Origin of the sequence: Mycobacterium sp., from assembly GCF_965277065.1 — a bacterium.
Classification (GTDB): domain Bacteria; phylum Actinomycetota; class Actinomycetes; order Mycobacteriales; family Mycobacteriaceae; genus Mycobacterium.
Genome location: NZ_CBDIBT010000019.1, coordinates 1,684,196 through 1,709,238 on the forward strand (window position 1 = coordinate 1,684,196; position 25,043 = coordinate 1,709,238).

Here is a 25,043-nt window from a genome sequence, read left to right on the forward strand (position 1 = left end):
ACTCGAATTCTTTTACTACGACGGGCTGCTCCTCAACGGCATCATTTAGCCCGTCGACACCCGCGAACCCGGCCGCCGCCCGTATCAGGGGCCGAACGCGTCGGCGGGAACTTCGCGCTCACCGGCTCGGATGGCTGCGATGATGCGGCTGGCGACGGCATCGGGGTCGAGGCCTCGAGGGAGCCGGGGCGCATTGCCGGCGATCGGGCGGGTCGCCAGGCCGGTCTCGGTGTGTGGCGGTCGCGCGTCGGTCACGGTGACACCGGCGACGCGCAGTTCGCGACTCAACGCACGGTCCGCGGCGGTGAGTGCGGCTTTGGATGCGGCGTAGGCGGTCATACCGGCGAGTGGCTGCTCGGCGACCACGGCGCTGATGTTGGCGATGAAACCGCGGGACGCGGTGAGCGCGGGGAGTGCGGCGCGGATGAGCCAGAGCGGCCCCAAAACGTTGGTGAGGAAGAGCTCTTCGACCACGGCGTCGTCGGTCTCGGCGAGCGAACCGAACGCGACGATCCCGGCGGCGTTCACAAGGCCGTCGATCCCGTTGTTCGCGGACAGGGCGGCGCTGACGATCGCCCTCCCCGCGTGGCCGTCGCGCAGGTCGGCGGGGACCACGGTTGCGTCGATCCCGAGCGCTTCGAGGGCGCTCTGATCGCGAGCAGTCAACGTCAGTCGAGCGCCGTGTCCGGCGAGTTGTATCGCGATCTGTCGACCTATACCACCGCTGGCTCCGGCCACCACGATCGATGCGCCTTCGAGGTCACGGTCTGTCAAGTCAACTTCTCGGGTTTGAGCGGCGCGGTGGCACGGAGGCGTTTTGCAGCGGCTACACGGACCGAAACACCCGACGCCCAGTGCGACGCAACGGGTGTGCAGCCGACTGCGAAGCCGGCTGACTCCACAAGTCCGGTGTCGCAGTACCGGACGCGTGCCGGCTCGAGTGCGCCGTCGCCGCCTGTCTGGCCTGTGATCACGTCGGGTACAACACGAGCGAACGTTCGGTTTCCATAGACGGAGTGCCTATTCGGTTCTTGCTGGTGCGGCGCGTCATGTGTTGCTACGCGCGCACTTCCGCTGTCCTCAGAGGTTGCTCCTCGAGGCGATCGGAGTTGCCCGCCTCGATGTAAGCGGTTTCCACGCCGGCGAAGACGGGGTCGTCGGCGAAGGACTTGAGCCGGGCAATCTTGTAGATGAGCAGTCCATAGAGAGCCTTGGCCGCGATGTCGGCGACGGAGTATCCGAGCTGCTTGCCGACCCACAAGTCGGCACCCTTGAAGCCAAGGATCGGCAGTAGGTAGGCGATCGGATAGACGCCCCATGTCGCGAACAGCAGGATCCGCAGACGGCTGACAGTCTGGCGCACGGCCGGCGGCTGACTGTCCAGCGATCGAGTCAGCTGGACGAACAAGACGTAGACGATGTAAGCGAACGGGATGGTCGCCAGCAGGCCGAATATATTGCGGCTCAAGTTGTCTCCGCTGAGCTCGCCGCAATAGCCGAGGACGATCATCAGCGTCGCGGCCGGGATCAGCCGCCACAGCAGAGCTGCCTGCAGCTTCTTCGCCAAGGCCAGCACCACCACGAGTTCGACAAGCAGCAACGGCACGGTGAGCAGCCAGTCGACATACCGGTAGGCCTCATTGAACGACGCCCCACGCGCCTGGGCGTAGATGCCCCGCCCCCCGGCGCCGTCGGTAACGAACGCTGCACGGAACGAATCGAAGATCCGGAAATAGTGGTAGGCCGCGATGCCGCAAACGATCGCACCGACAACGAGTGCCTGCCGATAACGAGGGAGCACCCGCGGTTGGACGACTAAGAGGTAGATCGAGGTGAACAACTGCGAGGCAATCACCAGTGACAGCAGGTTGTACACCGTGTCAAACTCACCCTGCGTTAATTGATCGGGAATCATTTCCGCCTCCCTAGGCATCGTTGAGACAGCTCGCGATGATCACGATCGGTCCGGGAATGTGTTGCCAGACAGGTGGTCTGAAAGGTTTCGGCCGCCGCACTCAGCTGTGCGCAACTGATCACCGCCGACCAGAGCGAGTCGCGCCTCGGTCGGCCTGGCGCACAACCAAGGATCGAGACCGGTGGTCGCGCCGGGGACGAGCTTGGGGGCGGTGGCAACTTCAAGGTCATTCCCTAGATGGGGTCTTGACCGATTCGTTCGGCGTGAGCGACTGCTCATGAGGCCGGGAAAACAGCTTGCCTCAACCCGAACTGGCTGACAGTCTCAACAAAATCGACGCTACACCCCTTTGCGACGGGCCGCTACGCACGCGCGTCAACAATGGTCAACGCGATGAACGGGTTCCGAAATGCCCTCGTGCAGAGCTGATTCGCCCAAAGAAGGCCGGACCCGTCCATTGCAGGTGTAAGGGATTGCACACGTGCTGAAAACGTTGACTCCGCGCCGCGCGAGTCTCTGTGGTGAATTATGCCGGCAGTGGAGTCGGACGTTCTGTTGGGGACTTCTCGGCGGTAGGTAGCGAGCGTTGGTCACGTCGGTCGGCGTGCCACTGCATGTCGATCCGCCGGATCCGGCGGCCCTCGATGAATAGCCACGCGGCCCCACCGGATAGGGCGAGCCCTGCCGCGATGCCTGCGCCGATCGCCCACCCCGTTTTTCCGTTCGCCGCTGCGGCCAGGCAGACCGGTACGCCAACCACGCCGGCCGCCAACAGAAAAAGTCCGAGCAAGTCACGAGAGTTCTTGAACCACTCCCCGGAACGTGGCTGCGTCGTCCGCGAGTGATCGATCCAATCATGCTTCTTTACCACGATGATCTTTCCTTCGCTTCGCCGATTCAGACTAAGAAGGGTTACCCGCACGCGCAGCCTGGCGAAACCTAGACACAGGTTCGCCCCACGGCCAGGAGCTGTACATCGCGCGGGCTGGCGGTCACAACAGGTATGAGACATTTATGGGCGCGGCAAGCGGTCGACACGACAGCGCTTGCCAGAGCCCCTCCCCCTCAATCGATTTCACACCAGGTCTGATGCGGAGCAGGCTGGCGATGTCAGTGTTTACAGCGCTGAAGCTACGGGCTGACCGCGGAAGTCGTAGCCTATTGGTGTGCCGATTTGCTTGTCACCTGCGGGGACTCTCGGCGCCTTTCCGGGGGCGACGTGAGTACTGCGGCGGGTGCGTTCGGGCTTCGCATCAATCGCCAGGTAGACCGAGTTGCTTTGCCGCGCAGCGGCGTTAAATGCCGGCGATCAGGGCGACGCGGCCTGAGTCCGGTAGGGGCAGAAGGGGATTGTATGGACTCGCCACGACGTCGCCGGGCTCCACGCCTGGAAGAAACTTGCGCCAGTCGCCGCTCACCATCGTCGGCTTGGGCACCACCCGGACGCCGTCGGCGAAGTAGGTGGTGGCTAGCGCCATCCGTGCGACGGTGGTGCGATTCGCGCCGGCTGTGTGGAAACAGTTCGCGGCATGGAAGCTGACCTCGCCTGCCGCGAACGGTCCGTCCTCCACTCGCACCGCATGGCTGCGTAAAGCATCCGACACAGCTCGGTCATACGACGTGCCGTGCTTATCGAATTCGATGCCGGCCAACAGTGCTGTGGTGTCTGCACCGCGAGCGAAGGCAAGCGGCCCCATCTCGCGCGGGGTGGGTTGCAACGGGATCCATGCCGTCAGCACATCCGAGGAATCGAGCGGAAAATGATGGGCGTCGTAATGCCACGGGGTGCGGCCTGCGCCGGGTTCCTTCGACAGCGCGTTGTCGTGATACAACCGCACCTGTCGCGTCTTGAGGAGCGCGGCACAGATGGAGCCGATGCGCGGGGACATTACCGCGGCGCGTACCAGGTCGTCTTTCCGCCACATCATCTCTAGACTTCGAAACCCAACCGAGGGGTCAACCGCGGCGTCGAGCATCATGTGCAGCTGAACCCGGAGCCGTTCCAGTGCGCCAGTTGTCAGCACGTTAGGCAGCTTGACGAACGACTCCTTCCGGAAACGCTCGACCTGAGCCGCGGTGATCGGGTATGGCTCTGCCAACTCGGTCGCAACCTCGTGATCGGAGGGCAGCAGGCCCGGATCGTGCGGCGGCGGACCGACGAGTGGACCGTCGGGGGCGGGGCCGTCGGCAAGCGACATGTACCAGTCCCACCACTGCTCGTTACCCCGGTCCCACGCGACGGCGACATCGGAGGCCTTACCCGCCGCTGCCGACTCCGACAGATGCGGGTTGCGAATCACGGCTGCTCCCAAGTGATGAGGTGCGCCTCATGCCGGAATTCGTAGGAGCCGTCCGGTGCCCGGCGGCCGGCGAGATAGTCGGCGAGCGGCGAGCGGCTCTCCATCTCATCCAGCGAAACGGCGTCATCGAACGCGCAGCGCTGCAGGAACCCCGCGACGACAGCCCGATCGCATGTCCCTGTGCCGTAGTGCAATACCTGCACCTCGATCGGCGCCCCGGCTGCGCGAAGGGCTGACGCGACGCCCTCGGCGTCGGTGTAGGGCGTCGCGTCGGAGTTGAATGTCGCGCGGTAGGCGTCGTAGAAGGTTAGGTAGTGCGAGCCGGACGATGCCTGTGCGACGGCCCCAAAACCGCCGGGGCGCAGCGCCGCAACCATCCTGGCCGCACCGGCGGCGAGCTCGCCGGGCGGCAGCGCGTACAGGGCGTGGATGGCCCAGGCCACGTCGTACCCGACACCGGTGAAGTCCTGCAGCAGCACCTTGTGCTCTCTTGCAGCGACGAACGGCGGGGCAAGCGCCGCACGCGCCTCTGCGATGCTGAATGCGGACGGGTCGAGGAGGTCCACCTCGACGATGGGCTGCGCGGGCAGCCCGGCAGCGAGCAGCGCCGCCGGGAACTTCCCACTCCCGCAGGCCACGTCAAGCAGCCGCAGCCGGGCGTTGGCCGCGTGCCCGCTCAGATCGGCACCCCAATCGCGGACAGCGGCGAGTTGCCGATAGTCCTCTGTGGCGAGTGCGTAGAAGGACTCCATCTCGGATCGCCCCGCTTCGCTCCAGTGGTCCAGGCTGCGGCGCGCGGTGTCAGGTCGGGTCATCCTTCACCATAACCGCGGATCCCGGCGGCTTGCGTCCGCGGCAGAGCTGGTCGCCTCGGTTTGCCCCAGCGCAGTGTGGGGAATTCATGGTTGTGATTGTGCAGAGCCGACCCGTCCCGCTCGATCGGCTGCGGGAGCAGGTGCGCGACAAGCCTGCGTTGCCGGCCCTGTCGCGCCAGCGGTACGCACTGACCCACGCGCAGTACGAGGCGGCCAGCGATCAGCGCCCCCGGCTGCAGGAATGGCTTGTCAGGGAGCTTCCGCCGCTGCTGGCCGAGCGCGACCCGGTGCGGATCGTCGGTGTCGGTGTCGGGGACGGCAGCATCGACGCTCCGCTCGCCGCCGCGCTGGCCGCGGACGGCCGCCGGGTGCACTATACCGGGGTTGAGCCAGACACTGCGTCAGCGATGGGATTCGCGAGCCGGCTGAATGCGCTTGGTGCCGCGGCACTTATCCCCACCGTCGTTATTGGGAATTTCGACGACCACGACGCCGGTCATCCCGCCGATCTCGTGCACTTCGTGCACTCGCTGTATTACGTCGCTGACCTGTCTGCAGCGCTCGACCACGGCTTGAGCATGGTCCGGCCCGGCGGGCTGCTGCTGGCCGCCACCGCACCGCTGCGTCCGTTATGTGTGCTCACCGAACTACTCTGCCCTTGGGGCGGGCGGCAGCCATGGTTCGCCGACGACGTCCGCGCGGAGCTCGACTTCCGCGGCCTCACGGTTCACGCGGTAACTCTGGTCGGACACCTCGACCTCCGCGTCGCCCTGACAGAGCCACTCGGGCGCGGGGAAGCGGTGCTGGACTTCCTGGTCGGGGCCCGCACTGCTGCACTGGGGCGTGCAGCCCGCGCGCAACTAATCGACTATCTGCGCGACATCTCCTTGCCCGGCCAACCCGGTGTCGTACCACACCCGTTGGACATCACCATCGCTCGCGTCCCCTAACACCGGCAGCGTCAACAACACCCAGTGCGGTTCGCTCGCGATATGTTGAGATAAACGATTAGCTGCCGAGAAGCACTGCCCTGCAAACAAAACGGCTCAACGTCGGAACAGCTTGTTCCCTAGCCAAACCACCGGGTCGTATTGGCGATCCACGACTCGCTCCTTCATAGGAACGAGCGCATTGTCGGTTATCTTGATGCTCTCGGCGCAGACTTGCGTGCAGCACTTGGTGATGTTGCAGTAGCCGAGTCCATGCTCCTCCTGCGCTTGTTTGCGCCGGTCGCCGGTGTCCAGAGGATCCCCGTCACTTGATGCGCATCGCGGAACTGGAAATGCAACCCTAACGGCGTTTTCTACCAACGAATCTCGGGTCGTCGACAGTCCTGCCAGCCATCGGCATCACGTGTATCGCGCGTTGCCTCCCGGCGCGAGGGTGGTCGCACACGGAAAGTAAATCCGGCCCGCGTAACTGGGCAGTGTCGCCAGCGACCACCTCCCACTGCGCGGTATGCGTTGCCCGAACGGGATGGCTGATGTCAGGACCCGGCAGGTACGTCCCCGCGCCATTCACCGGTCTCGCCGCCACGCGACTCGATGAAATCCTTAAATCGTTTCAGGTCCGATTTCACCTGTCGATCGTCGACACCTAACATCGCGCCCGCTGTCTCAACGAAACCTTCGGGCTCCCAATCGATCTGCGCAGTGACCCTGGTCTGCTGCTCGCCGAGCCGGTGAAAGGTGATCACACCGGCATGAGTGGTACCATCGGTGCTTCTCCACGCCACCCGCTCCTCGGGGTGCTGCTCGGTGATCTTGGTATCGAATTCACGATGTGCACCACCGATATTCGTTACCCAATGGCTGTGCTCGTCGTCGGTCTGCGTGATTTGCTCGACACCACCCATGAACTCGGGGAAGGACTCGAACTGCGTCCACTGGTTGTAGACCGCCGCAATCGGCACCTCTACATCCACCGATTCAACTACCGATGTCATGAAAACCTCCTAATATGTTGGCACTGCTTGAATCGCTGTTACTACAACGGCCGGGAGGGACCGACGACTCGTCGACCCGGCACGACTGTGTTGATGCTTCATACCGTGACTGAAGCGCCTCGGCAGCCGTATGGGTCGCAGGTCGCGCAAAGCCCGGTGTCGCACCTTGCCACGGTCACGCTGTCCCGGCGCCGTTTGGGGATGCACAACCCCGCGCGCAAGGCTGACGAAACTTACTACGCAGAGCCGCAATTGAATGCAACGATGTGTGATAACGATGATCTCGAGACAATCGAGTTGAGAGCGAAATGTCGGCATGAGTCTTCGACTCAGGAAAGACCAGCACATCTGCTGGCTTTTCGCGGACTGGCTGCGGTCTCAGCACTTTCGACGTTACACCCCGTCGTGACCAACTGCCACGCCGCTGCTGGAAGCGGACTGGCCGGCGCCACGTCGACCGACGACACCAGCGGTGATCGCTTCGCGGCGCGCAGGCTGAGTTGCTCGCATTTGTTTGTTGCGCGTCAATCTGGTCGGTGTAGCGTGGATAACGCTGAAAAGCCCAGCCCGGTCCGGGTCGGGGTCTCCGTTTCGCGTCGGCCCCGCTGAGTAGAAGCTCACGCCGGACGAACCGACAAGACCGCCGTCGCTGATGTTGCTGTGATCCGTTCACTCACGGGGAGCAGTACGGGTTTGCGATAACGGTCCCACCTGCTGTGATCACGCGCGTCCGTCTCCGTCGTGCACTATCCGCACCTGGGTCGTGACAGAAACGAACGGCGCATTTTCCCATTGTGCACTGTCCGTTCACCGCAACCTGTCCCATCCATTCTTTCGAAAGGGCTCTGTGCCATGCCGATTGACGAAGTTGCTGATTCCAATGACTTCTCGCTACCCATGCGGTGGGCACCGGCTCAGATCGCAGCACTAGCCGTCGGGACGGTGTTCCTGTTGGTCGGTGTGCTGGGCTTCATCCCCGGCTGCACGACTCATTACGATCAGCTGGCTTTTGCTGGACATCACTCCGGGGCAATGCTCTTGGGGCTCTTCGATGTCTCGGTCCTGCACAATATCGTGCACCTCGGGTTCGGCTTTGCCGGTGTTGGGTCAGCGCGGCGTTTTCGCCCGGCTCAAGGCTATTTGATTGCCGGGGGCGTCTTTTACCTGTTGCTATCGCTCTACGGGCTACTCATCCACCGCAGCAGTGCATTGAACTTCGATCCGGTCAACAGCGCCGACAACTGGCTGCACCTGGGGTTGGCCGTCGGAATGATCGGGCTGGGTCTGGCGTTGCTCGGGCGCCGATCCGACACTGCTGCCGTAGGCCAGGTGAGCGCCTCGAACGTGTCTCGGTGACATGCCCCCAAAAACCCGGTTGCATTGCTGCGACGCGGCGAGCGCATGCGGAGCCAGCCGGGTCCAGCTCAATTTCCGCAATGGCGGATAGGTCTACGACGACGGTGACACCGCGGATCGGGCCGAGAAGCTGAGCGGCACCGTCACCGACCTTCTCTGGTCGTTGGACTGTGACGTCGAAACGGAAGCACGAAAGTAGGCATGCAAATGACGGATCAGACATTTCGTTTTCGCTTCAGCCCGGCATATCAGTTGGCGGCCCTGCCATTTGGAGTGACACCGTCTCGCTGTGTCGTCACTGTCGGTGCGGGACGGCTGCTCGCCCGCTTTGGATCGTGGCGTGTCGCGTTCGAGTTGAACAATATCGCCGACGTGGACGTCACCGGGCCATACCAATTCGTCAAGACTGCCGGCCCGGCTCGCCTATCGTTGGCCGATCGCGGCCTGACTTTCGCCAGCAACAGCGACCGCGGCGTGTTCGTATCCCTGCGGAAGCCCGTGCCTGGCATCGAACCAACAGGGCTGATCCGCCACCCTAATCTGACTCTGACAGTCGCGGACTGCTACGGACTGATCCAGGCGCTGGCTCTCGCTGCGAAATGAAGTCATCCGCTTTCGCGTGGCCTCCACCGCCGCGGCAATCGTCGGGTCTTCGGTGAGCGCCACGTTGGATGGGTCAACCGCCCAATGGTGCTGGCTTACCGCCTGATTCCAGCTATTTTCGACGCGATCGCCGGACGGCTGACACGCAAGTTCGCGTTTACCTCAGAGGCAATCGACATCACAAGCGGCAACGTCTCGCAATCAACAGCCATACCAGATTTTAGAAGTTCGGCGCGGCCCGCTTTGCTACCTGCGCCGACGAACGGCGATCGCGGCTCGTGAAAACGTCCGGTGGGGCCTAAATGCTGGCCGTCGAGCCGAGAGCGGGTGGACGGTGAAATCGGCTCGACCGCTCTGAGTTTCAGCGGCCGAGCAGAGCGTGCCCGCACGCGGTGAGGCGATGTGACCGCAGCGTTTGACAAGTCGATGGTAAGGGCGTTTTCTGGAAGGTGCTGAGAGCCAACAGCCGGCCTGGGGCCGCTGTCGTCGCCCATCTGGGTCCGCGGCACGGAATGCGTCACTACCACCGCCCAGATCTCGACCCGGTTCGTCCGTCAGAAAGTCGTCGTATGCCGACTTCCACGGCCCGACGGGGGCCAGCGTTGACGCCGGTATGGGTCTATGACCACCGACTCAGTTGCAATGACTACAGCGACGAACCCAACGATGTTGGCTAGCAAGTTGTCTCACTCTGCGGCGCATGCCGGATATGCGCGTGGTCTGGTGTTCGGGACCGCCCGTGCCCGCAGTAGACCTATCGACATCTACATCCCTCAGGCGAGCACGGTCGCTGACAACCCGAGGACCACCGCCTCGCCTTCTACAGGACAGCAGGTAGAGGATTGACATGGCAATCAGCGACGTCGGAGCCTACACCCACCTCACAAACGCTGATATCGAGGAGTTAGGCCGCGAGCTCGATGCGATCAGAACCGCTGTCGAGGAGTCCAGGGGCGAGCGGGACGCACACTACATACAGCGGACAATCCAGCTGCAGCGCGGTTTGGCGGCCGCTAGCCGATTGTTGTTGTGGGCAAGTAGGAACCGGGTCGGCTGGATCATCGGGACGGTAATGCTCGCGGTCGCGAAGAGCATCGAAAACATGGAACTAGGTCACAACATCGGCCACGGTCAATGGGATTGGATGAACGACCCCGAGATCCACTCCACCACCTGGGAGTGGGACATGGTGGGAGTCTCCTCGCAATGGCGCTACTCCCACAACTACCGCCACCACGTGTTCGCCAACGTTCTCGGCAGGGATGACGACCTCGGCTATGGCGTCCTGCGGGTGTCTCGCGATCAGCCGTGGAATCCTGGTCACCTCGTGCAGTCGCTACGAATGCTGCTGCTAGCCGTCGGGTTCGAATGGGGCATCGCGCGGCACGGCTTGCACTCCGAAAGGGACCGCGCCGCAACAGACGCAGAGAAGTCGCTGCACACCAAAGCGCTGTATCGCAAGATCGCCCGCCAAGCCGGCAAGGACTATCTGGTCTTTCCGTTACTCAGCGGACGAGGCTGGCGACATATTCTGGCAGCAAACGCAATCGCCAACGTGGCGCGCAATCTGTGGACGTCCGTGGTCATCTTTTGCAACCATTTTCCCGACGGAGCCGAGACCTTCACTCCCGATGTGTTAGAGGGTGAAACCAAGCCCGACTGGTATTTGCGGCAGATGCTCGGTGCGGCGAACTTTCGCGCGGGCCCGCTGTTGGCGTTCATGAGCGGCAACCTGTGCTACCAGATCGAGCACCACTTATTCCCAGACCTGCCCAGCAACCGGTATGCCGCGATCTCGACACGCACCAAAACCCTATGCGAGAAGTACGACCTGCCTTACACCACCGGATCCCTGCCCCACCAGTATCTTCAGACCGTCCGGACCGTCCTCAAGCTCTCCGTCCCCAAAAACTTCCTCTCCGCGGCCTGCCACGCTGGACCCGGAACCCGGTCGCAGCCCTGCGAGTCCCGTTCTCACAAAGACAGATAGGAACTGTCGGCGTTTGGTTCCGGCGGTGCGGGTACTCGACATCATGGATCCGCCAAAGCTGCCGCCGGAGCTGAATCAGATCGTCGAATTCCTGGCATTTGCGGCCAGGGGTCATGGCGGCGCGCTTGAGCCGCGTGAATTCCAGCGCTTCAAGTCTGACCTCATCGAGGCGCCGCAGCGTTGGACCGTCGCCCAGGCGCCTGCGCGGTCTTTCGAACGTCAGTGCCTGATGGCGGGTTTATCGTCCGCCGACACCGATGACTTAGTTGCTTTGCTGCGACGCGCTCAACGCGGCGAGCACATGCGGGTCACCAGTCGATTCGATCGTGGCCATCGATACGACCTGTCTGACGACTGGACACCGCCCGACCAGTCCGGCCCCGTCCGATAACGCACGCGTCGAGGCTAGAGACGGCCACCCGCGGTAACAGGACTCAGCGGATGCGGTCAAGCAGGTTGCGGGCCGCGAGGGTGGCAGTTGAACGGTCGTAGGTGATGGTGAAGTCGAAAAGTCGGTGAGGCCAAATCGGTATTGAACGGGCAGTGGGTGGGTGCTCGGGATGAATTTCGTTGTCTTCCAGAGCTATTGAGGCCGACTGACCTATTGCCGAGTGGCCGGCTCGGCCCCGCGTCGTGACGTGTCGTGTCGTATCGTCAAAAATTTGCCGCAATCGCTGCCGGAGCTGCCGTCGTGAATGCACGCGCGTTCGTGTCATGGGGGTTGGGGGTTGCGCCATGAGGCGTCAGTGATTGGTGAACCACTGTTGTGGGTAATGCTGAGCGATGGTCGCCAATGGGGGCGCGGGTGACGACTCATTCGACGTATTGGTGGTTGGCGGTGGCAACGCCGGGATCAGTGCAGCAGGACGACTGATCAGGCGAGGAATCACCGACGTCGCCGTCATCGAACCGCAAAGCGTGCACGTCTACCGCCCGTTACTGTCTTACGTCGGTGGCGGCCAGGCTTGCATGCAAAGCGCCCAGCGGGCCCAGAAAGCGGTAACGCCGCGCGACTGTACCTGGCTACAGGATTGCGCTGTCGAAGTCGACGCCGCGGCCCACACCGTGCGATGCGCGTCCGGGCGCAGCTACCGATACAACGACGTGGTGCTGGGGCCGGGCTTGGTCCCCGACACTGATGCGTTGGCGGGTATCGACGCAGCGCTGGACACACCTGCGGTGGCGAGCAATTACCTGGACGCAGCCGAAAAGACTTGGGAGCTCGTGCAATCAATGGCGGCTGGCGGACGCGCGGTGTTTACCGTGCCTCGCGCACCGGTGAGCTGTACCGGAACGACTCTCAAGCCGCTGTTTCTGGCCGCAGCGCATTGGGCGCAGACCAAACGACTGTCGGCGATCGACATCGCACTCGTGATCGACCGCCCGCAGATGCTCGGAGTCCCCGACCTGGATGCTCGCCTCCTGAACCACCTGGACGACCTCGGTGTCGAAATCTTTCACGACACCGTCGTGACCGAGCTCAATCCGGATCAGCGCGAGATCACCGTGGACGACCACAACGGGACCACGACGCGGCTGCCCTACGACTTCCTGCACCTCGTACCGCCATTTCGGGGTCCGCGCTGGCTCGAGACTTCACAACTGACCGGAGACAATCCGCACGGGCTCGTCGACATCGATCCGCGCACCTTCAGACATCGCACCCTGCCCAACGTATGGGCAGCCGGCGACGGCGCCAACGTCGACACCGACCCCTCCGGTGGCGCCCTGCGAAAGCAGATATCGATCTTGGTCGACAACCTACTCGCCACCAGGACCGGAGCCCAATTCTCTTACTACGACGGATATACCGTTGCTCCGATCGCAATCAGCAGCCATCGACTCATCCTCGGCGAATTCGACCGCACCGGCTCCATCGCCTCGTCGCTGCCCTCCTTCCTCGACCCGCTCAAGCCGCGGCGCACGGCGTGGGCCCTCGACCGCTACGCGCTACCACAGGTCTACTGGAAGCTGCTCCTCAACGGCATCCTCTAGCCGCTTCGGTGGCGCTGGCTTCGTACTGGGGCTTTGGTCTGCGGACCTGAGAGCGGTTTTCTGACGTGGCTTCGAACAGTCGTCCGCTTGCGCGAGTGCTACGTCGTGCTGGGTAGCTCGGTGGCGCTCGTGTCGGCCCTTTGATGGCCGATGAACTCGAGCCCGGCGCGAATTGCAGGGCGGTGGCGCAGGATTCGGTAATGAGCTAGCCGGCCGAGCCCTCGCGTGGTCACTAATCGTGCGCCGTGCCATGACGTGGCCAGTCGCTCACTGGCGGCGTAGGGGCTGTCCGGGTCGTCGGGGTCATGGATGAGAAGCAGCGGTGGGTAGTCGGCTCGCCGACCGATCCGCGTCATGTTCGTCTCTTGTAGCGGCATGGCGATTCGTTTTTCCAGACGACGGTGCAGGCCCGCGCGAATTCGGCGGCCGAAGCCGTGACGCGCGGCGAATAGGTCCAGGTAGAGGGGAAAATCGCCCATGGGCGCTAAGAAAACCAAGCTCCCCACGTGTGTGCCCTGCGCCGCGGCCAATGCGGTCGCGTTGGCTCCAAGTGAGTGAGCTACCACCGCGTAGGCGGGCCCATGGGTCTCGATCATGGCCGCAATCGCGTTGGCGCACTCGATGGCTGTGGTACGCCCGGGAGCGAGCGCGCCCGGATCGGATTCGTTATGGCTGGGCAAGTCGAACGCGATGACCCGGTACCCCGCCTCCATCAGGGGTTTGACGAACACTGCCAAATGCGGGCGCTGCCCGCCCCAACCGTGTACCAGATATATCGGCGGCCCCTCGCCCCATTCCTCACCGGCGACCCGATGCCCATCCCAATACGCTTCTACCGGCCTGCCCGAGGACACACCAGGCGGCATGCGCAGACTCGACTCCAGAACCGGTGGGGTACACCATAATTCGACTGCCCACCGCGATCCAAGGTAAGGCGCCAGGCGCTCGAGTACCCAAAAAAGTCGGCGTACTCGGGCGGCGACCGGGGGAAGGACTCCGGAGCCGACGACGTCGAGCGGGGGCAGTTCGCCGGCCTGTGCTTGTGCCAACGTCGGTCGAGGTGCTCCTTCCGTCATGAACTGAGATCGTAATGAGGGCCGGCCCGCGTATTCAGTGGGCCTCGTTGGCGTCCCCGGGGTGGGGCACGTTGTTCTCGTCGACGTAGGCCTCGTGTTCGGTGTCGACATCCTGGTGGTCACGTGGACCTTCGTTGGTTCCGTCGGCGTCGATCGCATCCGCGGCGTCGCTGGGCATCGTCATGTGCACGTCCTTCCACTCGTCTCGTCGGGCGCGTTCCCGCCGAGAGGTATGTCGGAGGAAGTGTGCCCCGTCCGGGCTGCGCCGAACCGGGGCGAGTGTTAGAGCTCCCCGGCCCGCCAGCACCGCGCACCGACGTCTTCCCTGTACCCGCGGTTTCGAATGAGCGCTGGTGGGCAATACGGCCAGAGTCGGTGATCGGGCGAGCCAACACGATGGCGCAATTAGTAGTCGATCAACACCTCATTCGCCTTTGGCAGGTATCGATTCGAACATCACCAGACACGAACGTACGCCAACGATCATCGTCCCCGATTCGTTGGCACGTCGCTCAACCCCAGCGACCAACAACCACCGCACCACGGAACCGGCACGATCCGTTGTCGGGCACCTGATTCATCGCCTTACCGACCAGCCGCACTGCACCAGAAAGACGCCAGCATGACCGAGCAACTCACGCCGCACTTTGCAGACGTGCAGGCGCATTACGACTTGTCCGACGACTTCTTCCGCTTGTTCCTGGACCCGACGCAGACCTACAGTTGCGCCTACTTCGAGCGTGACGACATGACACTGGAACAGGCTCAGATCGCGAAGATCGACCTCGCTTTAGACAAATTGGCACTGCACCCGGGGATGACACTGCTCGACATCGGCTGTGGCTGGGGCGCCACGATGCGGCGGGCAATCGAGCGCTACGACGTCAACGTCATCGGTCTGACCCTGTCGAAAAACCAGGCCGTTCACGTACAGAAGTCATTCGACGATATCGACAATCCCCGCACCAAACGGGTGTATCTCAAGGGCTGGGAAGAGTTCGACGAACCCGTCGACCGGATCGTATCGATCGGCGCGTTCGAGCATTTCGGCCACCAGCGCTACCACGACTTCTTCACGAAGGCGTACCGCGCGCTGCCTACCGACGGCGTCATGCTGCTGCACACCATCGTCCGGGTGACCTTCAAAGAGCGCCAGCAACGGGCTCTGCCGATGACGCACGAGCTGGTGCACTTCATCAAATTCTTGCTGGCCGAGATCTTTCCCGGCGGCTGGCTGCCCACCGGCCCGATCGTCGAAGAACACGCCACCGCGGCCGGCTTCACCATCACCCGGACCCAGTCACTGCAGGCCCACTACGCCCGGACCCTGGACAGCTGGGCCGCCAACTTGCGGTCCGAGAAGGACGCCGCCACCGCGACCCAATCGCACCTGGTCTACAACCGCTACCTCAAATACCTGACCGGCTGCGCCGATTTATTTCGACACGGTTATACCGACATCAACCAGTTCACGATGAAAAGATAGCTGGGGGACGCGTTTGGTCACGGTCGCGTCGGGTATTTCTTACTTGTCTAACGCTGCAATCCAGTCGGCGTCCCATTCAAAGTCCGCGAGGGCGACGCCGCTGGCTAATTGCGCGCCGTGTAGCGGCAGTCCGACTTGGAACGCAGCTCCCAATGATCCAAATCCCTGAAAGAGTATCGGCCGCGCGCCGTTTGGCGAGGGTCCGTCCCACGGACGTAGTGCTGGCTTCGACCAGGCTGTATTCGTCGCTTCCTCTGGTGGGTAAGTATCTTGAACCGTTCGCGGGCCTCACCGCACTGGCTTTGTGGGGTCATCAATACGCCCCTTCAATCCTCAGTGCTGCGGTTGTCCGCCGCACCGCCGCGAACGCACCGCCACCGGCCACCGGCCAACAGGCCGACGACGATGCTGCGGCCGACTTGTTCGACAGCAATGGAGATCGAGTGCCTCCCTTCGTGCGGGCGCGTGCCCAACGGCGACAATGGTTGTATCGCAGTTCAATTCGTTACGGCGACGATCCGGCTCAGCTGCTCGACATCTGGCGGCAACCTGTCTTACCCGCACATCCGGCGCCTGTGCTTCTTTTCGTTCCGGGTGGCGCATGGGTCCGTGGCTCGCGGGTCCTACAAGGGCACACCTTGCTTGCCCACCTGGTGAAGCAAGGTTGGGTGTGTGTGCCGATCGACTATCGGGTCTCACCAGTACATCGCTGGCCGCGTCATATTACGGACGTCAACGCCGCGATCGCGTGGGCGCGGGCCAATATCGGTCGCTACGGCGGCGATCCCGGCTTTGTCGCGGTCGCGGGGTGCTCGGCCGGCGGCCATCTTGCCGCGTTAGCTGGGCTTACCCCCGGCGACCCGGCGTTCCGCGGGGAACTGGCGCGCAACGCCGACACGTCAGTGGACGCCGTCGTCGGCATCTACGGACGCTATGACTGGCAGGATCGCTCCACGGCGATACGCAGGACCTTTCAACGCTTCTTGGAGCAAGTGGTAGTGGGGCGCAGTCAGTCTCGTCATCCCGACATCTTCACGGCCGCCTCCCCTGTCGCGCGGATTCACAAGAAGGCACCGCCGTTTCTGATCGTCCACGGTGAACAGGACGGCCTTATTCCGGTCGATGAAGCCCGACACTTTTACCGCACGCTGCGTGCGGTCTCCGGTAGCCCCGTCGAATATGTCGAGATGCGCCGCGCCGGCCACGCCTTTGACCTGGTCACCACCTCGCACGCGCGCTATTTGGCCAATGCGACCACCGATTTCCTGACGACAGTGCACAAGAGCCACATCGCGGAGCAGGTCGCGGCATCAGTCGGCAGCTAGGGAAAAGTGGTCGGCCTTGCTCAGCGTGAGCGCAACTAACGAGCAGACTTTAGTCGCGCAATTCGCGTTCGCCAGCGAGGAACGCTAATTTCTCAGGTGTGATGTTTTCCGCTGTCGCCCGGTCTGTAGCCACCATCCTCCCGCTGATAGTCGGCGTGTTTCTGTTCGCGAATCCAACATCGGTCGGCCCCGCCCCGGCGGTACGCCTGGTTGACGATGCCAACCCGCTGGCAGGCATGCCCTTCTACGTCAACCCCACCTCGGCGGCCATGCGCTCTGCGCAGAAGGCCGATCCCCCCAGTCCGGAGTTGACCGCCGTCGCCAACACGCCGCAGGCGTACTGGATCGTTCCGGGCTCGTCGGCGTCTACGGTCGCGAAATACGCCGGTGACGCAGCGGCCGCAGGGGCGCTCCCGGTGTTCACGATCTACGGCATTCCGCACCGCGACTGTGGCAGCTTCGCCGCGGGCGGCATGGGTTCGGGCGACGCCTACCGCGGATGGATCGACGGCATCGCAGGCCAGATCGGCGCTTCACGAGCAGCGGTCGTCGTCGAACCCGACGCGCTTGCCATGGCGGACTGTCTGTCAGGGGACCAGCGCCAGGAGCGCTACGACTTGATCCACTACGCCGTCGACTCGCTGGCGCGCAATCCGGCCACGGCCGTGTACGTCGACGGCGGCCACATCCACTGGCACAGCGCCGAGGACATGGCCGACAGACTCGACAAAGCTGGTGTCAGCCACGCGCGGGGATTCAGCCTCAACGTCGCGAACTTCTACACCACCGAGGACGAAATCGGTTACGGCGATGCGATTTCGGCGCACTCCAACGGCGCGCACTACGTGATCGACACGTCACGCAACGGCGCGGGCCCGGCGCCCGCGTCCAAGCTCGACTGGTGCAACCCCAGCGGTCGGGCGCTGGGCGCTGCGCCGACGACTGCGACCGGCAACGGACATGTCGACGCTTTCTTGTGGATCAAGCGTCCAGGTGAGTCCGACGGATCGTGCAATGGGGGCCCGCCGGCCGGGACCTTCGTGAACCAGTACGTCATCGACATGGCTCACAACGGCGGTCCTGTAGACCTGGCTCACGCGGGTCACTAGGAGCGCTCGTCGTCACAGACGCTGTGCGGCGAGCTGTTCACACGAGTAACCGGAGGGGAACGATATGTCCGGCTGGACGAGGGGAAGGCTCCTCACCGCCTTGAAGACAGCGGGATTGGCGTCGATCCTGGCGTCAGCCTCGGCGCTGACGCCAGGAACCGGCCCTGCGTTGGCGGACCCGCCTCCTCCCGATCCGGGGGCCGTCGCCGATCCGAACCCGGCGCCGCCGCAGGGCGCAGCGCCATCCAGCCCATTAAGGCTCGTCCCTGCCAACGGATCGACGGTGGGTGTGGGTGAACCGGTCGTCATCAACTTCCCGGGGCCCGTCGACGACGCCGGCGCAACCGAAAACGCCATCCACATCACTTCGGAGCCGCCAGTGGAAGGCAAGTTCTACTGGATGACGCCCACGCAGTTGCGCTGGCGCCCGCTGAACTTCTGGCCGGCACACACCGCGGTGACCGTCGACGCCAGTGGCACAGTGTCCAGCTTCCAGACCGGAGACACCCTGATCGCCACGGCCAACGACCCCACCCATCAATTGGTCGTCACGCGCAACGGCGCTGTGGAGAAGACGATTCCGATGTCCATGGGCATGGCAGCCGGTGGGCACCAGACTCCCAACGGCACCTACTACGTCCAAGAGAAGAAGCCGTCCGTGGTGATGGACTCCTCGACGTACGGGGTTCCCGTCGGCTCGACCTATGGCTACAAGACCACGGTCGAGCTCGCCGTCCGGTTCGACGACAGCGGCGACTACGTGCACAGCGCACCCTGGTCGGTGGACGATCAGGGTAAGCGCGACGTCAGCCACGGCTGCATCAATATCAGCCCAACCAATGCGCAATGGTTCTTCGACAACTTCAAGGCCGGCGATCCCATCGTGGTCGCCAACTCCAGCGGCGGCACCTACTCACGACACGACGGCTCCAACGACTGGCAGCTGTAGCTCACAACCAGCGGGTGAAGGCCCGATCCGCGACGTGAAGGCGGCCCTTAGACTGACTCCGTCGGCATTACTCGGCCAGGCTCCGGGGAGGGAGGTCTGCGATGACACGACCAGACCGTTTGGCGCACGAGGTAGATCCAGGTCCGGTTCAGATCCAAGCCCGCAAGGTGCGCTTCGACGTCACTGATGTGCCGCTCCACTGGATTCCCGGCCACCCCGTCGCCTCGAACGTGATCGGCCTGCTCAACCTGATCCTGCCTGCGGCTGAGCGCTGGTTCGTCGCCACGTACAACGAGGCGCTTCCTCTGGTTAAAGATCCGAAGCTGGCCGAGGACATGCGGGGCTTCATCGGCCAGGAAGGCGCCCACGCCGAGGTCCATGAGCGGCTGTTGCACGAATTCATGGAGCAACGGGGCATAGATCCCACGCTGATGCTCAGCCAGATGGAGTACGTCTTCACCAAGGTGCTGTCCCCATCAACATCGGAGGATCCCAAGCGTCGGATGAACCACTTGTGTGACCGGCTGTGGTTCATCGCGGCCCTCGAGCATTACACCGCGGTGATGGGTGACTTCGCACTGAACTGCACCTGGGACGACTACGGCGCCGATTCGACAATGGCCGATGTGTTTCGCTGGCATGGCAGCGAGGAGGTCGAGCACCGCAGCGTTGCCCACGATGTTGCGGTCTACTTCCACGACAGTTATGTCGACCGCATCGGCGCCATGGTGATGGCGATGATCGGTATCTATTCGTTCTTCCAGCGCGGCGCCTCGTTCTTGATGAAGGCCGATCCGAACGTGGACATCGGGTGGTGGAAAACGCAGCGATTGCGCGCCCGCGATTCCAAGTTGGGTCTGCTCCCCAAGTACCGCAAGCTTTTTGGCTCCAACACGCTGGCTTACTTCCGGCCCGGCTTCACCCCCGAACAGATGGGATCGACGGCGCAGGCGGTCGCCTACCTGGCCCGGTCCCCTGCCGCTCGCGCGGCGCATATTTGATGTCGCTGCGCGAGCGCTACCGGCGGCTGCCACCAAGCACGTCCGGGCGGTCACGCCACGACTTATTTATCGGTCTGATCGACGCGGCCGTGTCCGGCGTGTGGACGATGACGGGAAACATCCGGCAGATGGCGGCGCCACGCGAACTAGGCCGCACTGTGACGCTGACGGTCGCGGACCGCCAGGTTGTTGCCCACGACCAACACGTGGTGGCCCTGACTCTCACTGCTCCCGACGCCAGCCGACTGGTGCCGTGGCGTGCGGGCTCGCATCTGGACATCCATCTGCCGAGCGGACTGACGCGGCAATACTCGCTGTGCGGCGACCCTGAGGTCACCGATGCATATCGGATCGCGGTGCGGCGGATTCCCGATGGCGGTGGTGGCTCGATCGAGGTGCATGACGCCCTGCCGGTCGGGGCGACCGTCACTACCAGCGGCCCGCGCAACGCGTTTCCGCTGACGATGCCCGGCTACGGCTCGCCGTCGCGGCGGTTGCGGTTCATCGCCGGCGGTATCGGCATTACGCCGATCCTGCCGATGCTGAACATGGCGGCACGGCTGGGCGTCGAGTGGTCGATGGTCTACGCCGGCCGCAGCCGCGACAGCCTGCCATTCGTCGAGGAACTCGACCGGTTCGGTGACCGCATAGAGATCCGCACCGATGATCGGTCCGGCATTCCGACCGCTGAGGAACTGCTGGGCGACTGCCCTGACAACACCGCCGTGTACGCCTGTGGTCCGGCGCCGATGCTGACCGCGATCCGGACAAAACTGGCCGGTCGCGACAACGTCGAACTGCACTTCGAGCGGTTCGCGGCACCCCCGGTGCTCGACGGCAGCGAATTCGAGATCACCGTCGCCTCATCGGGGGCGACAGTCCTGGTCGGTGCCGACGAAACTCTGCTCTCGGCACTGCGGCGCGCCGAGGTGCCGACCCCATATTCGTGCCAGCAGGGCTTCTGCGGAACGTGTCGCACCCGGGTGCTCGATGGCGAGGTCGAACACAACGACACCCTCTTGACCGTTCCGGAACGTGACAGCGGCATGATGCTGGTCTGCATATCCAGAGCGGCACCTGGCGAACGACTGATCCTCGATCTCTAAGACGTCGCGAGTCTCCGCTATTTGAAATCCCTTGCGGCATAATCGTTTGCCTTGCTTGCACGGCGGCCTGTCGCGCGAGCTTCCACAATGCTGCGCAACGTCAGCACGGTGAGCTCGCTGGGAGCAAAAACCCGGAAGGGCGGGCCCCAGAACCCGCTACCCCTACTGGTGTACAACTGCGTGCGCTCACTGTGCCTGCTCAACCCGTGCACCACGGGTTGATCAAGCCGGACCAGGAAGTTGAACGGCCAGATCTGCCCGCCGTGGGTGTGCCCCGAGAGTTGCAGATCGACATCCGCCGCGACCGCGTGCGAGACGAGCTTGGGCTGGTGAGCGAGGAGCAGCACTGGCAGCGACGCGTCTGCCCCCGCCAGCGCCGCGCCGACGTCGGCGCCGTTCCCCTCGAGACCCGATCCCGGCGCGGTCACGTCGTCGACGCCGGCAATCACGAGCGCGTCGCCGCCGCGTTCGACGACGATGTGTTGGTTGCGCAGCGTTTCCCAGCCGATGCCCCGCATGAAATCCAGCCAGCCCTCGACATCACTGAAGTACTCGTGGTTGCCGGTGACGTACACGCGGGCGTGCGTCGCGCGCACACCGGCGAGCGGAGCGGCCTGCGCCTCCCGCACATCCGCTGTGCCGTCGGCGATGTCACCGAGGTGGCACACCACGTCTGCGTCGAGTCCATTGACGCGGTCAACCACCGCCGCGGACCAGCCAGCGCGGTCGAGCGGGCCGTAGTGCGTATCGGTGATGATCGCCAACCGCAGGCCGTCCATCCCTGCGCCGAGCCGCGGAACCGTCACGTCGACGAGCCTGACGCGCGGCACCCGCATCGCCTCGAAATGGCCCCACGCGAGCAGCGCAACGACCACCACGACGACGGTGACCGCGACGATCCGCGACCTCGCCGGATCCCCGACGCCGAATACCAGCAGGGCCAGCCGAAGCACCTGGGACAGGACGGACCAGACGAAGAGCACCCAGATAACACCCAGTAGCACGTCGCCCGTAATCGCCGCCCCGTCCCGGTGCCTACGCCCATGCCCCCACACCATCGTCATCGACAGCGCGACCATCGCGGCGGCGAACGCGAGCGTCCCGATCACGAGCACGGGGGTGGGCCACCGGGTGCCCGCGAACAACAGCGTCCACCACGGCACCCCGAACAGCAGCAGCACGATCGAGGACACCACGAGCAGACGGAATCTGCTGCGCCGCGCTCGCGAGTGTTCTTGTGCCCGCAGGGCCTTATCAGCCATTGACAACGACGCTACCTGGCACCACGCCACCGGCATCGAGCACAGCGGTTGCCCAAGGGCAGGCCCGACGCCAGGCCAAGCTTTGCATAGTGCAATACTTTGTGACGTGACTGGTCTCGATCGCGACGAACTTTCGGAATACCTCAGCGCCGTGCGCAGTCTTGCATTAGTGGCTGAACGCAGCGCCGAACAAGTCGGACTAACGCTGGCGCAGATGCGTTTGCTGTTCACCGTCGCCGATCTGAGTCAGGGCTCATGTTCAGCGGTGGCTGCCCGATTGCACGTCAGTGTGTCGTCAGTGACCCGACTGATCGCGCGGCCGACGATGTCCGCATTGGTCTCGCGAACAGTCAGTCCGACCAATGCATCGGCCGTCAATCTGGAACTGACCGCCGAGGGCGCCTCGATCGTGCATCGCGTCACGGTGCACCGCGAACAAATCCTTCGCAGCGCTCTGGCCGACGTGGATGAGGAGTTACGAATGGTCGCCGCATCGGTGCTCGCGCGGATGACCGACCGAATCAGCGCGGTGGTGGCGTCATGACCGGGCGACTATCAGACTTTGCCGTCGATCGACGGATGCTGCTGACGGCAGCGCTGGCACTGCCTATTGGCGCCCTCTCGGCGGGCGCTGCATGGTGCCTGCTGCGTCTGATTGCCGTGGTGACCAATCTGGTTTTCTACCAACGCTTCAGCGTCGACTTGGTGGCACCGGGAGCCCAACACCACCCGTGGTGGCTGGTGTTGGGTGCGCCGATCGCTGGAGGCTTGATAGTTGGTGTGATGGCGCGGTTCGGCTCAGAGAAGATCCGCGGCCACGGCATGCCTGAGGCCATTGAGGCGATCCTGATCCGGGGTAGCCGCATCGAACCGAAAGTCGCGCTGCTCAAGCCGATTTCGGCGGCAATCAGCATCGGCACCGGCGGACCTTTCGGCGCCGAGGGGCCCATCATTATGACCGGCGGAGCGCTGGGTTCCATTCTTGCTCAGCATCTGCACCTGACCGCTGACGAACGCAAGATCCTGCTGGTATCCGGCGCGGCGGGCGGTATGGCCGCAACATTCAACTCGCCGCTGGCGTCTATTCTGCTAGCGGTCGAGCTGCTGCTGTTCGAGTGGCGTCCGCGCAGCCTAGTGCCGGTGGCGACATCGGTTGTCATCGCCACCGTGGTCCGAGGATTCATCCTCGGCCACGATCCCGTGTTTCCGGTCGCCGCGCACGTCACGGACATCGCTTGGAGCACAAATGTTTTAGCGCTCGTGATCGGACTCTGCGGTGCCGCGGTCGGTATCGTTGCCACTCGGCTGGTCTACCTGGCCGAAGACGGATTCTCGCGCCTACCGATCCACTGGATGTGGTGGCCGGCAATCGGGGGCCTTCTCATCGGATCGGGCGGGCTGGTGCAACCTCGAGCGCTTGGGGTCGGCTATGACGTCATCAATGATTTACTCACAGGTCGAGCAGGCTTGTCGCTCATCGTGGGGATCCTTGTCGTCAAGACCGCCATCTGGTCGCTGTCGCTCGGTTCAGGAACCTCGGGCGGAGTACTCGCTCCGGTGTTCATGATCGGAGGCGCTTTGGGGGCACTCGTCGGTCAGCTGCTTCCCGGAGTGTTCCCTGGTTTCTGGGCGATCCTAGGCTTGGCCTCGGTGGTCGGTGGCGTTCTGCGCTCTCCATTGACCGGCATCGTGTTCACCCTTGAGTTGACCCACGCGTGGCCCGCGCTGCTGCCCGTGGTGATCGCCTCGATCACCGGCTACGCCGTCTCGGTGCTGGCACTCGACCGCTCAATCCTGACCGAGAAGATCGCCAGGCGCGGCTTACATTTGACCAGCGACTACACCACCGATCCGCTGGAAACGTTCTTCGTGAATGACGTTGTGCGCCCGGGATTGCCGCCGGTGCCAGTGCTCGGTGATGTCGCGACACAGGACACCCTGCGACACGCAGCCAACGTGTTCGCCGAGACCGGCGGCGGTCCGTTGCGTGTGCACGACCGCGACGGCGAGACAGTCGGGCACATACTCATCGAAGACATCCTGGTGGCCCGCCTGCACGACCTCACCGAGGCAACCGATCGCTCGCGATACCTGAACACCTTCACCCGCACCAGGCAACGAACGGGGTCGTCGCAACCTGGAGCCGACTGATGGCGACACTGGCCACCGGTAGGCCACGAAATTCGACAAGACACGCCCAGGTACTCAGACAACGTCGGCGTGTCGCAGACGCTTTCTGACGTCCGTGCATGAACCCAGGCACAGGGGTACATTCCGCTTCGAGGCCGAACTACGCTGACAGTGTCCGTGTAGTCCGGCCGAGCTGCAGACTCACCCGCTGCCCGACGGAAGAGTTCGGCGTTTCCCTGCTCCAGGAATTCGATCGACGAAGCGACCGAGCCGCACGACAGTGTTGTCCAGCGGTTCGACGATCTCGGTGAGTCGCTGCAACGTGGGCAGGATCGCGACGAGTTCGTCGATGCCGGTCGCCAGCTTCTTGGCGTGGGTGTCGATGCCCTGGGCCGCGGTACTCAGGCCGGAGATTTCCTCGGCGATCTTGCCGGCGTTTCGGTCGATACCCGCGGCACTGGCGGTGAGCTCGGACAGATTGCCGGCGATGATCTCGGCAGCGCGCCGCAGTTCGGCCACGTCGTCCAGCGTCGAGCCGACGCGGTCGATCAACGACGCCAATGCGACCGCGCGGCGCGCTGTTTTCCGCAGGGTGGTCTCGGTCCAGCTGAGCGCCCCGCCGAGCCCGGGCACGGCGCTGACGTCTACCTGTGGTGTTGAGTAGCCAATGAGCTGCATGA

24 protein-coding genes and 1 pseudogene are annotated in these 25,043 nt (G+C 63.8%); 14 read left to right on the forward strand and 11 right to left on the reverse strand.

Annotated features, from left to right (window positions below):
* Positions 1–84: 84 nt before the first annotated feature.
* From ACQY5A_RS25445 to ACQY5A_RS25465, 5 genes are all read right to left on the reverse strand, one after another.
* Complete coding sequence (locus ACQY5A_RS25445) at positions 85–774, reverse strand: SDR family NAD(P)-dependent oxidoreductase (protein ID WP_428343003.1); 690 nt, start codon at positions 772–774, stop codon at positions 85–87.
* A gap of 283 nt (positions 775–1,057) precedes the next feature.
* Positions 1,058–1,915: a bacteriorhodopsin gene (locus ACQY5A_RS25450; protein ID WP_428343004.1), complete on the reverse strand. Its 858-nt coding sequence runs from the start codon at positions 1,913–1,915 to the stop codon at positions 1,058–1,060.
* Positions 1,916–2,441: 526 nt separating this feature from the next.
* Complete coding sequence (locus ACQY5A_RS25455) at positions 2,442–2,786, reverse strand: protein UsfY (RefSeq protein WP_428343005.1); 345 nt, start codon at positions 2,784–2,786, stop codon at positions 2,442–2,444.
* 424 nt (positions 2,787–3,210) lie between these two features.
* Positions 3,211–4,215, reverse strand: coding sequence for a phytanoyl-CoA dioxygenase family protein (locus ACQY5A_RS25460; protein ID WP_428343006.1), 1,005 nt, complete (start codon positions 4,213–4,215; stop codon positions 3,211–3,213).
* Positions 4,212–5,030: a methyltransferase gene (locus ACQY5A_RS25465; RefSeq protein ID WP_428343007.1), complete on the reverse strand. Its 819-nt coding sequence runs from the start codon at positions 5,028–5,030 to the stop codon at positions 4,212–4,214. The genes ACQY5A_RS25460 and ACQY5A_RS25465 overlap by 4 nt, the downstream gene beginning before the upstream one ends.
* A 98-nt stretch (positions 5,031–5,128) precedes the next feature.
* Between ACQY5A_RS25465 and ACQY5A_RS25470 the strand changes: the two genes are divergently transcribed.
* Entirely contained in the window at positions 5,129–5,980 is an 852-nt protein-coding gene (locus ACQY5A_RS25470; RefSeq protein ID WP_428343008.1) for a methyltransferase domain-containing protein, read from the forward strand.
* 96 nt (positions 5,981–6,076) lie between these two features.
* Here the strand turns inward: ACQY5A_RS25470 and ACQY5A_RS25475 are convergent.
* Positions 6,077–6,280: pseudogene (locus tag ACQY5A_RS25475) on the reverse strand (succinate dehydrogenase/fumarate reductase iron-sulfur subunit); the annotation flags it as partial.
* Positions 6,281–6,516: 236 nt separating this feature from the next.
* Positions 6,517–6,975, reverse strand: coding sequence for an SRPBCC family protein (locus ACQY5A_RS25480; protein WP_428343009.1), 459 nt, complete (start codon positions 6,973–6,975; stop codon positions 6,517–6,519).
* Between the two features lie 897 nt (positions 6,976–7,872).
* Here ACQY5A_RS25480 and ACQY5A_RS25485 point away from each other — a divergent pair.
* From ACQY5A_RS25485 to ACQY5A_RS25505, 5 genes are all read left to right on the forward strand, one after another.
* Complete coding sequence (locus ACQY5A_RS25485; protein ID WP_428343341.1) at positions 7,873–8,331, forward strand: DUF4383 domain-containing protein; 459 nt, start codon at positions 7,873–7,875, stop codon at positions 8,329–8,331.
* 207 nt (positions 8,332–8,538) lie between these two features.
* Positions 8,539–8,934, forward strand: coding sequence for a hypothetical protein (locus ACQY5A_RS25490; RefSeq protein WP_428343010.1), 396 nt, complete (start codon positions 8,539–8,541; stop codon positions 8,932–8,934).
* A gap of 847 nt (positions 8,935–9,781) precedes the next feature.
* Positions 9,782–10,924: a fatty acid desaturase family protein gene (locus ACQY5A_RS25495; RefSeq protein ID WP_428343011.1), complete on the forward strand. Its 1,143-nt coding sequence runs from the start codon at positions 9,782–9,784 to the stop codon at positions 10,922–10,924.
* Between the two features lie 25 nt (positions 10,925–10,949).
* Complete coding sequence (locus tag ACQY5A_RS25500) at positions 10,950–11,315, forward strand: hypothetical protein (protein WP_428343012.1); 366 nt, start codon at positions 10,950–10,952, stop codon at positions 11,313–11,315.
* Positions 11,316–11,707: 392 nt separating this feature from the next.
* Entirely contained in the window at positions 11,708–12,919 is a 1,212-nt protein-coding gene (locus ACQY5A_RS25505; RefSeq protein ID WP_428343013.1) for an FAD-dependent oxidoreductase, read from the forward strand.
* Between the two features lie 98 nt (positions 12,920–13,017).
* On the opposite strand, the gene ACQY5A_RS25510 is transcribed toward ACQY5A_RS25505, so the two are convergent.
* Positions 13,018–13,995, reverse strand: a complete 978-nt coding sequence (locus ACQY5A_RS25510; protein WP_428343014.1) for an alpha/beta fold hydrolase — start codon at positions 13,993–13,995, stop codon at positions 13,018–13,020.
* Between the two features lie 34 nt (positions 13,996–14,029).
* Positions 14,030–14,179 carry a hypothetical protein gene (locus ACQY5A_RS25515; RefSeq protein WP_428343015.1) on the reverse strand — a complete coding sequence of 50 codons (150 nt, stop codon included), beginning with the start codon at positions 14,177–14,179 and terminating at the stop codon, positions 14,030–14,032.
* A 438-nt stretch (positions 14,180–14,617) separates the two neighbouring features.
* On the opposite strand from ACQY5A_RS25515, the gene ACQY5A_RS25520 reads away from it, so the two are divergent.
* The 6 genes from ACQY5A_RS25520 to ACQY5A_RS25545 all read left to right on the forward strand — a co-directional run bounded on the left by ACQY5A_RS25520 (position 14,618) and on the right by ACQY5A_RS25545 (position 20,971).
* Positions 14,618–15,481 (forward strand): cyclopropane mycolic acid synthase family methyltransferase, encoded by an 864-nt coding sequence (locus ACQY5A_RS25520; protein WP_428343016.1) that lies wholly within the window; start codon positions 14,618–14,620, stop codon positions 15,479–15,481.
* Positions 15,482–15,633: 152 nt separating this feature from the next.
* A complete protein-coding gene (locus ACQY5A_RS25525; RefSeq protein ID WP_428343017.1) occupies positions 15,634–16,806 on the forward strand; it encodes an alpha/beta hydrolase fold domain-containing protein in 1,173 nt (390 codons plus the stop codon).
* A gap of 101 nt (positions 16,807–16,907) precedes the next feature.
* A complete protein-coding gene (locus tag ACQY5A_RS25530) occupies positions 16,908–17,915 on the forward strand; it encodes a glycoside hydrolase family 6 protein (protein ID WP_428343342.1) in 1,008 nt (335 codons plus the stop codon).
* Between the two features lie 64 nt (positions 17,916–17,979).
* Positions 17,980–18,864 (forward strand): L,D-transpeptidase, encoded by an 885-nt coding sequence (locus ACQY5A_RS25535; protein ID WP_428343018.1) that lies wholly within the window; start codon positions 17,980–17,982, stop codon positions 18,862–18,864.
* Positions 18,865–18,965: 101 nt separating this feature from the next.
* Positions 18,966–19,865: a metal-dependent hydrolase gene (locus ACQY5A_RS25540; protein WP_428343019.1), complete on the forward strand. Its 900-nt coding sequence runs from the start codon at positions 18,966–18,968 to the stop codon at positions 19,863–19,865.
* Positions 19,865–20,971, forward strand: coding sequence for a PDR/VanB family oxidoreductase (locus tag ACQY5A_RS25545; RefSeq protein WP_428343020.1), 1,107 nt, complete (start codon positions 19,865–19,867; stop codon positions 20,969–20,971). The genes ACQY5A_RS25540 and ACQY5A_RS25545 overlap by 1 nt, the downstream gene beginning before the upstream one ends.
* A 17-nt stretch (positions 20,972–20,988) precedes the next feature.
* Here ACQY5A_RS25545 and ACQY5A_RS25550 read toward each other — a convergent pair whose 3' ends face one another.
* Complete coding sequence (locus tag ACQY5A_RS25550; RefSeq protein ID WP_428343021.1) at positions 20,989–22,233, reverse strand: metallophosphoesterase; 1,245 nt, start codon at positions 22,231–22,233, stop codon at positions 20,989–20,991.
* Between the two features lie 106 nt (positions 22,234–22,339).
* Between ACQY5A_RS25550 and ACQY5A_RS25555 the strand changes: the two genes are divergently transcribed.
* Together ACQY5A_RS25555 and ACQY5A_RS25560 are read left to right on the forward strand one after the other, a co-directional pair.
* On the forward strand, positions 22,340–22,777 hold the full coding sequence (locus ACQY5A_RS25555; protein ID WP_428343022.1) for a MarR family winged helix-turn-helix transcriptional regulator: 438 nt from the start codon (positions 22,340–22,342) through the stop codon (positions 22,775–22,777).
* Positions 22,774–24,384, forward strand: a complete 1,611-nt coding sequence (locus tag ACQY5A_RS25560; protein WP_428343023.1) for a chloride channel protein — start codon at positions 22,774–22,776, stop codon at positions 24,382–24,384. The genes ACQY5A_RS25555 and ACQY5A_RS25560 overlap by 4 nt, the downstream gene beginning before the upstream one ends.
* A 180-nt stretch (positions 24,385–24,564) precedes the next feature.
* Here ACQY5A_RS25560 and ACQY5A_RS25565 read toward each other — a convergent pair whose 3' ends face one another.
* A complete protein-coding gene (locus ACQY5A_RS25565; RefSeq protein ID WP_428343024.1) occupies positions 24,565–25,041 on the reverse strand; it encodes a hypothetical protein in 477 nt (158 codons plus the stop codon).
* Between the last annotated feature and the right edge of the window lie 2 nt (positions 25,042–25,043).

Bases quoted from the DNA above. Each gene is read 5' to 3' on its own strand.
- ACQY5A_RS25450 (WP_428343004.1), bottom strand. From the start codon at position 1,915: ATGATTCCCGATCAATTAACGCAGGGTGAGTTTGACACGGTGTACAAC.
- ACQY5A_RS25465 (WP_428343007.1), bottom strand. From the start codon at position 5,030: ATGACCCGACCTGACACCGCGCGCCGCAGCCTGGACCACTGGAGCGAA.
- ACQY5A_RS25480 (WP_428343009.1), bottom strand. From the start codon at position 6,975: ATGACATCGGTAGTTGAATCGGTGGATGTAGAGGTGCCGATTGCGGCG.
- ACQY5A_RS25485 (WP_428343341.1), top strand. From the start codon at position 7,873: ATGCGGTGGGCACCGGCTCAGATCGCAGCACTAGCCGTCGGGACGGTG.
- ACQY5A_RS25490 (WP_428343010.1), top strand. From the start codon at position 8,539: ATGACGGATCAGACATTTCGTTTTCGCTTCAGCCCGGCATATCAGTTG.
- ACQY5A_RS25495 (WP_428343011.1), top strand. From the start codon at position 9,782: ATGGCAATCAGCGACGTCGGAGCCTACACCCACCTCACAAACGCTGAT.
- ACQY5A_RS25505 (WP_428343013.1), top strand. From the start codon at position 11,708: ATGGTCGCCAATGGGGGCGCGGGTGACGACTCATTCGACGTATTGGTG.
- ACQY5A_RS25510 (WP_428343014.1), bottom strand. From the start codon at position 13,995: ATGACGGAAGGAGCACCTCGACCGACGTTGGCACAAGCACAGGCCGGC.
- ACQY5A_RS25515 (WP_428343015.1), bottom strand. From the start codon at position 14,179: ATGACGATGCCCAGCGACGCCGCGGATGCGATCGACGCCGACGGAACC.
- ACQY5A_RS25520 (WP_428343016.1), top strand. From the start codon at position 14,618: ATGACCGAGCAACTCACGCCGCACTTTGCAGACGTGCAGGCGCATTAC.
- ACQY5A_RS25525 (WP_428343017.1), top strand. From the start codon at position 15,634: ATGATCCAAATCCCTGAAAGAGTATCGGCCGCGCGCCGTTTGGCGAGG.
- ACQY5A_RS25530 (WP_428343342.1), top strand. From the start codon at position 16,908: ATGTTTTCCGCTGTCGCCCGGTCTGTAGCCACCATCCTCCCGCTGATA.
- ACQY5A_RS25535 (WP_428343018.1), top strand. From the start codon at position 17,980: ATGTCCGGCTGGACGAGGGGAAGGCTCCTCACCGCCTTGAAGACAGCG.
- ACQY5A_RS25540 (WP_428343019.1), top strand. From the start codon at position 18,966: ATGACACGACCAGACCGTTTGGCGCACGAGGTAGATCCAGGTCCGGTT.
- ACQY5A_RS25545 (WP_428343020.1), top strand. From the start codon at position 19,865: ATGTCGCTGCGCGAGCGCTACCGGCGGCTGCCACCAAGCACGTCCGGG.
- ACQY5A_RS25550 (WP_428343021.1), bottom strand. From the start codon at position 22,233: ATGGCTGATAAGGCCCTGCGGGCACAAGAACACTCGCGAGCGCGGCGC.
- ACQY5A_RS25560 (WP_428343023.1), top strand. From the start codon at position 22,774: ATGACCGGGCGACTATCAGACTTTGCCGTCGATCGACGGATGCTGCTG.
- ACQY5A_RS25565 (WP_428343024.1), bottom strand. From the start codon at position 25,041: ATGCAGCTCATTGGCTACTCAACACCACAGGTAGACGTCAGCGCCGTG.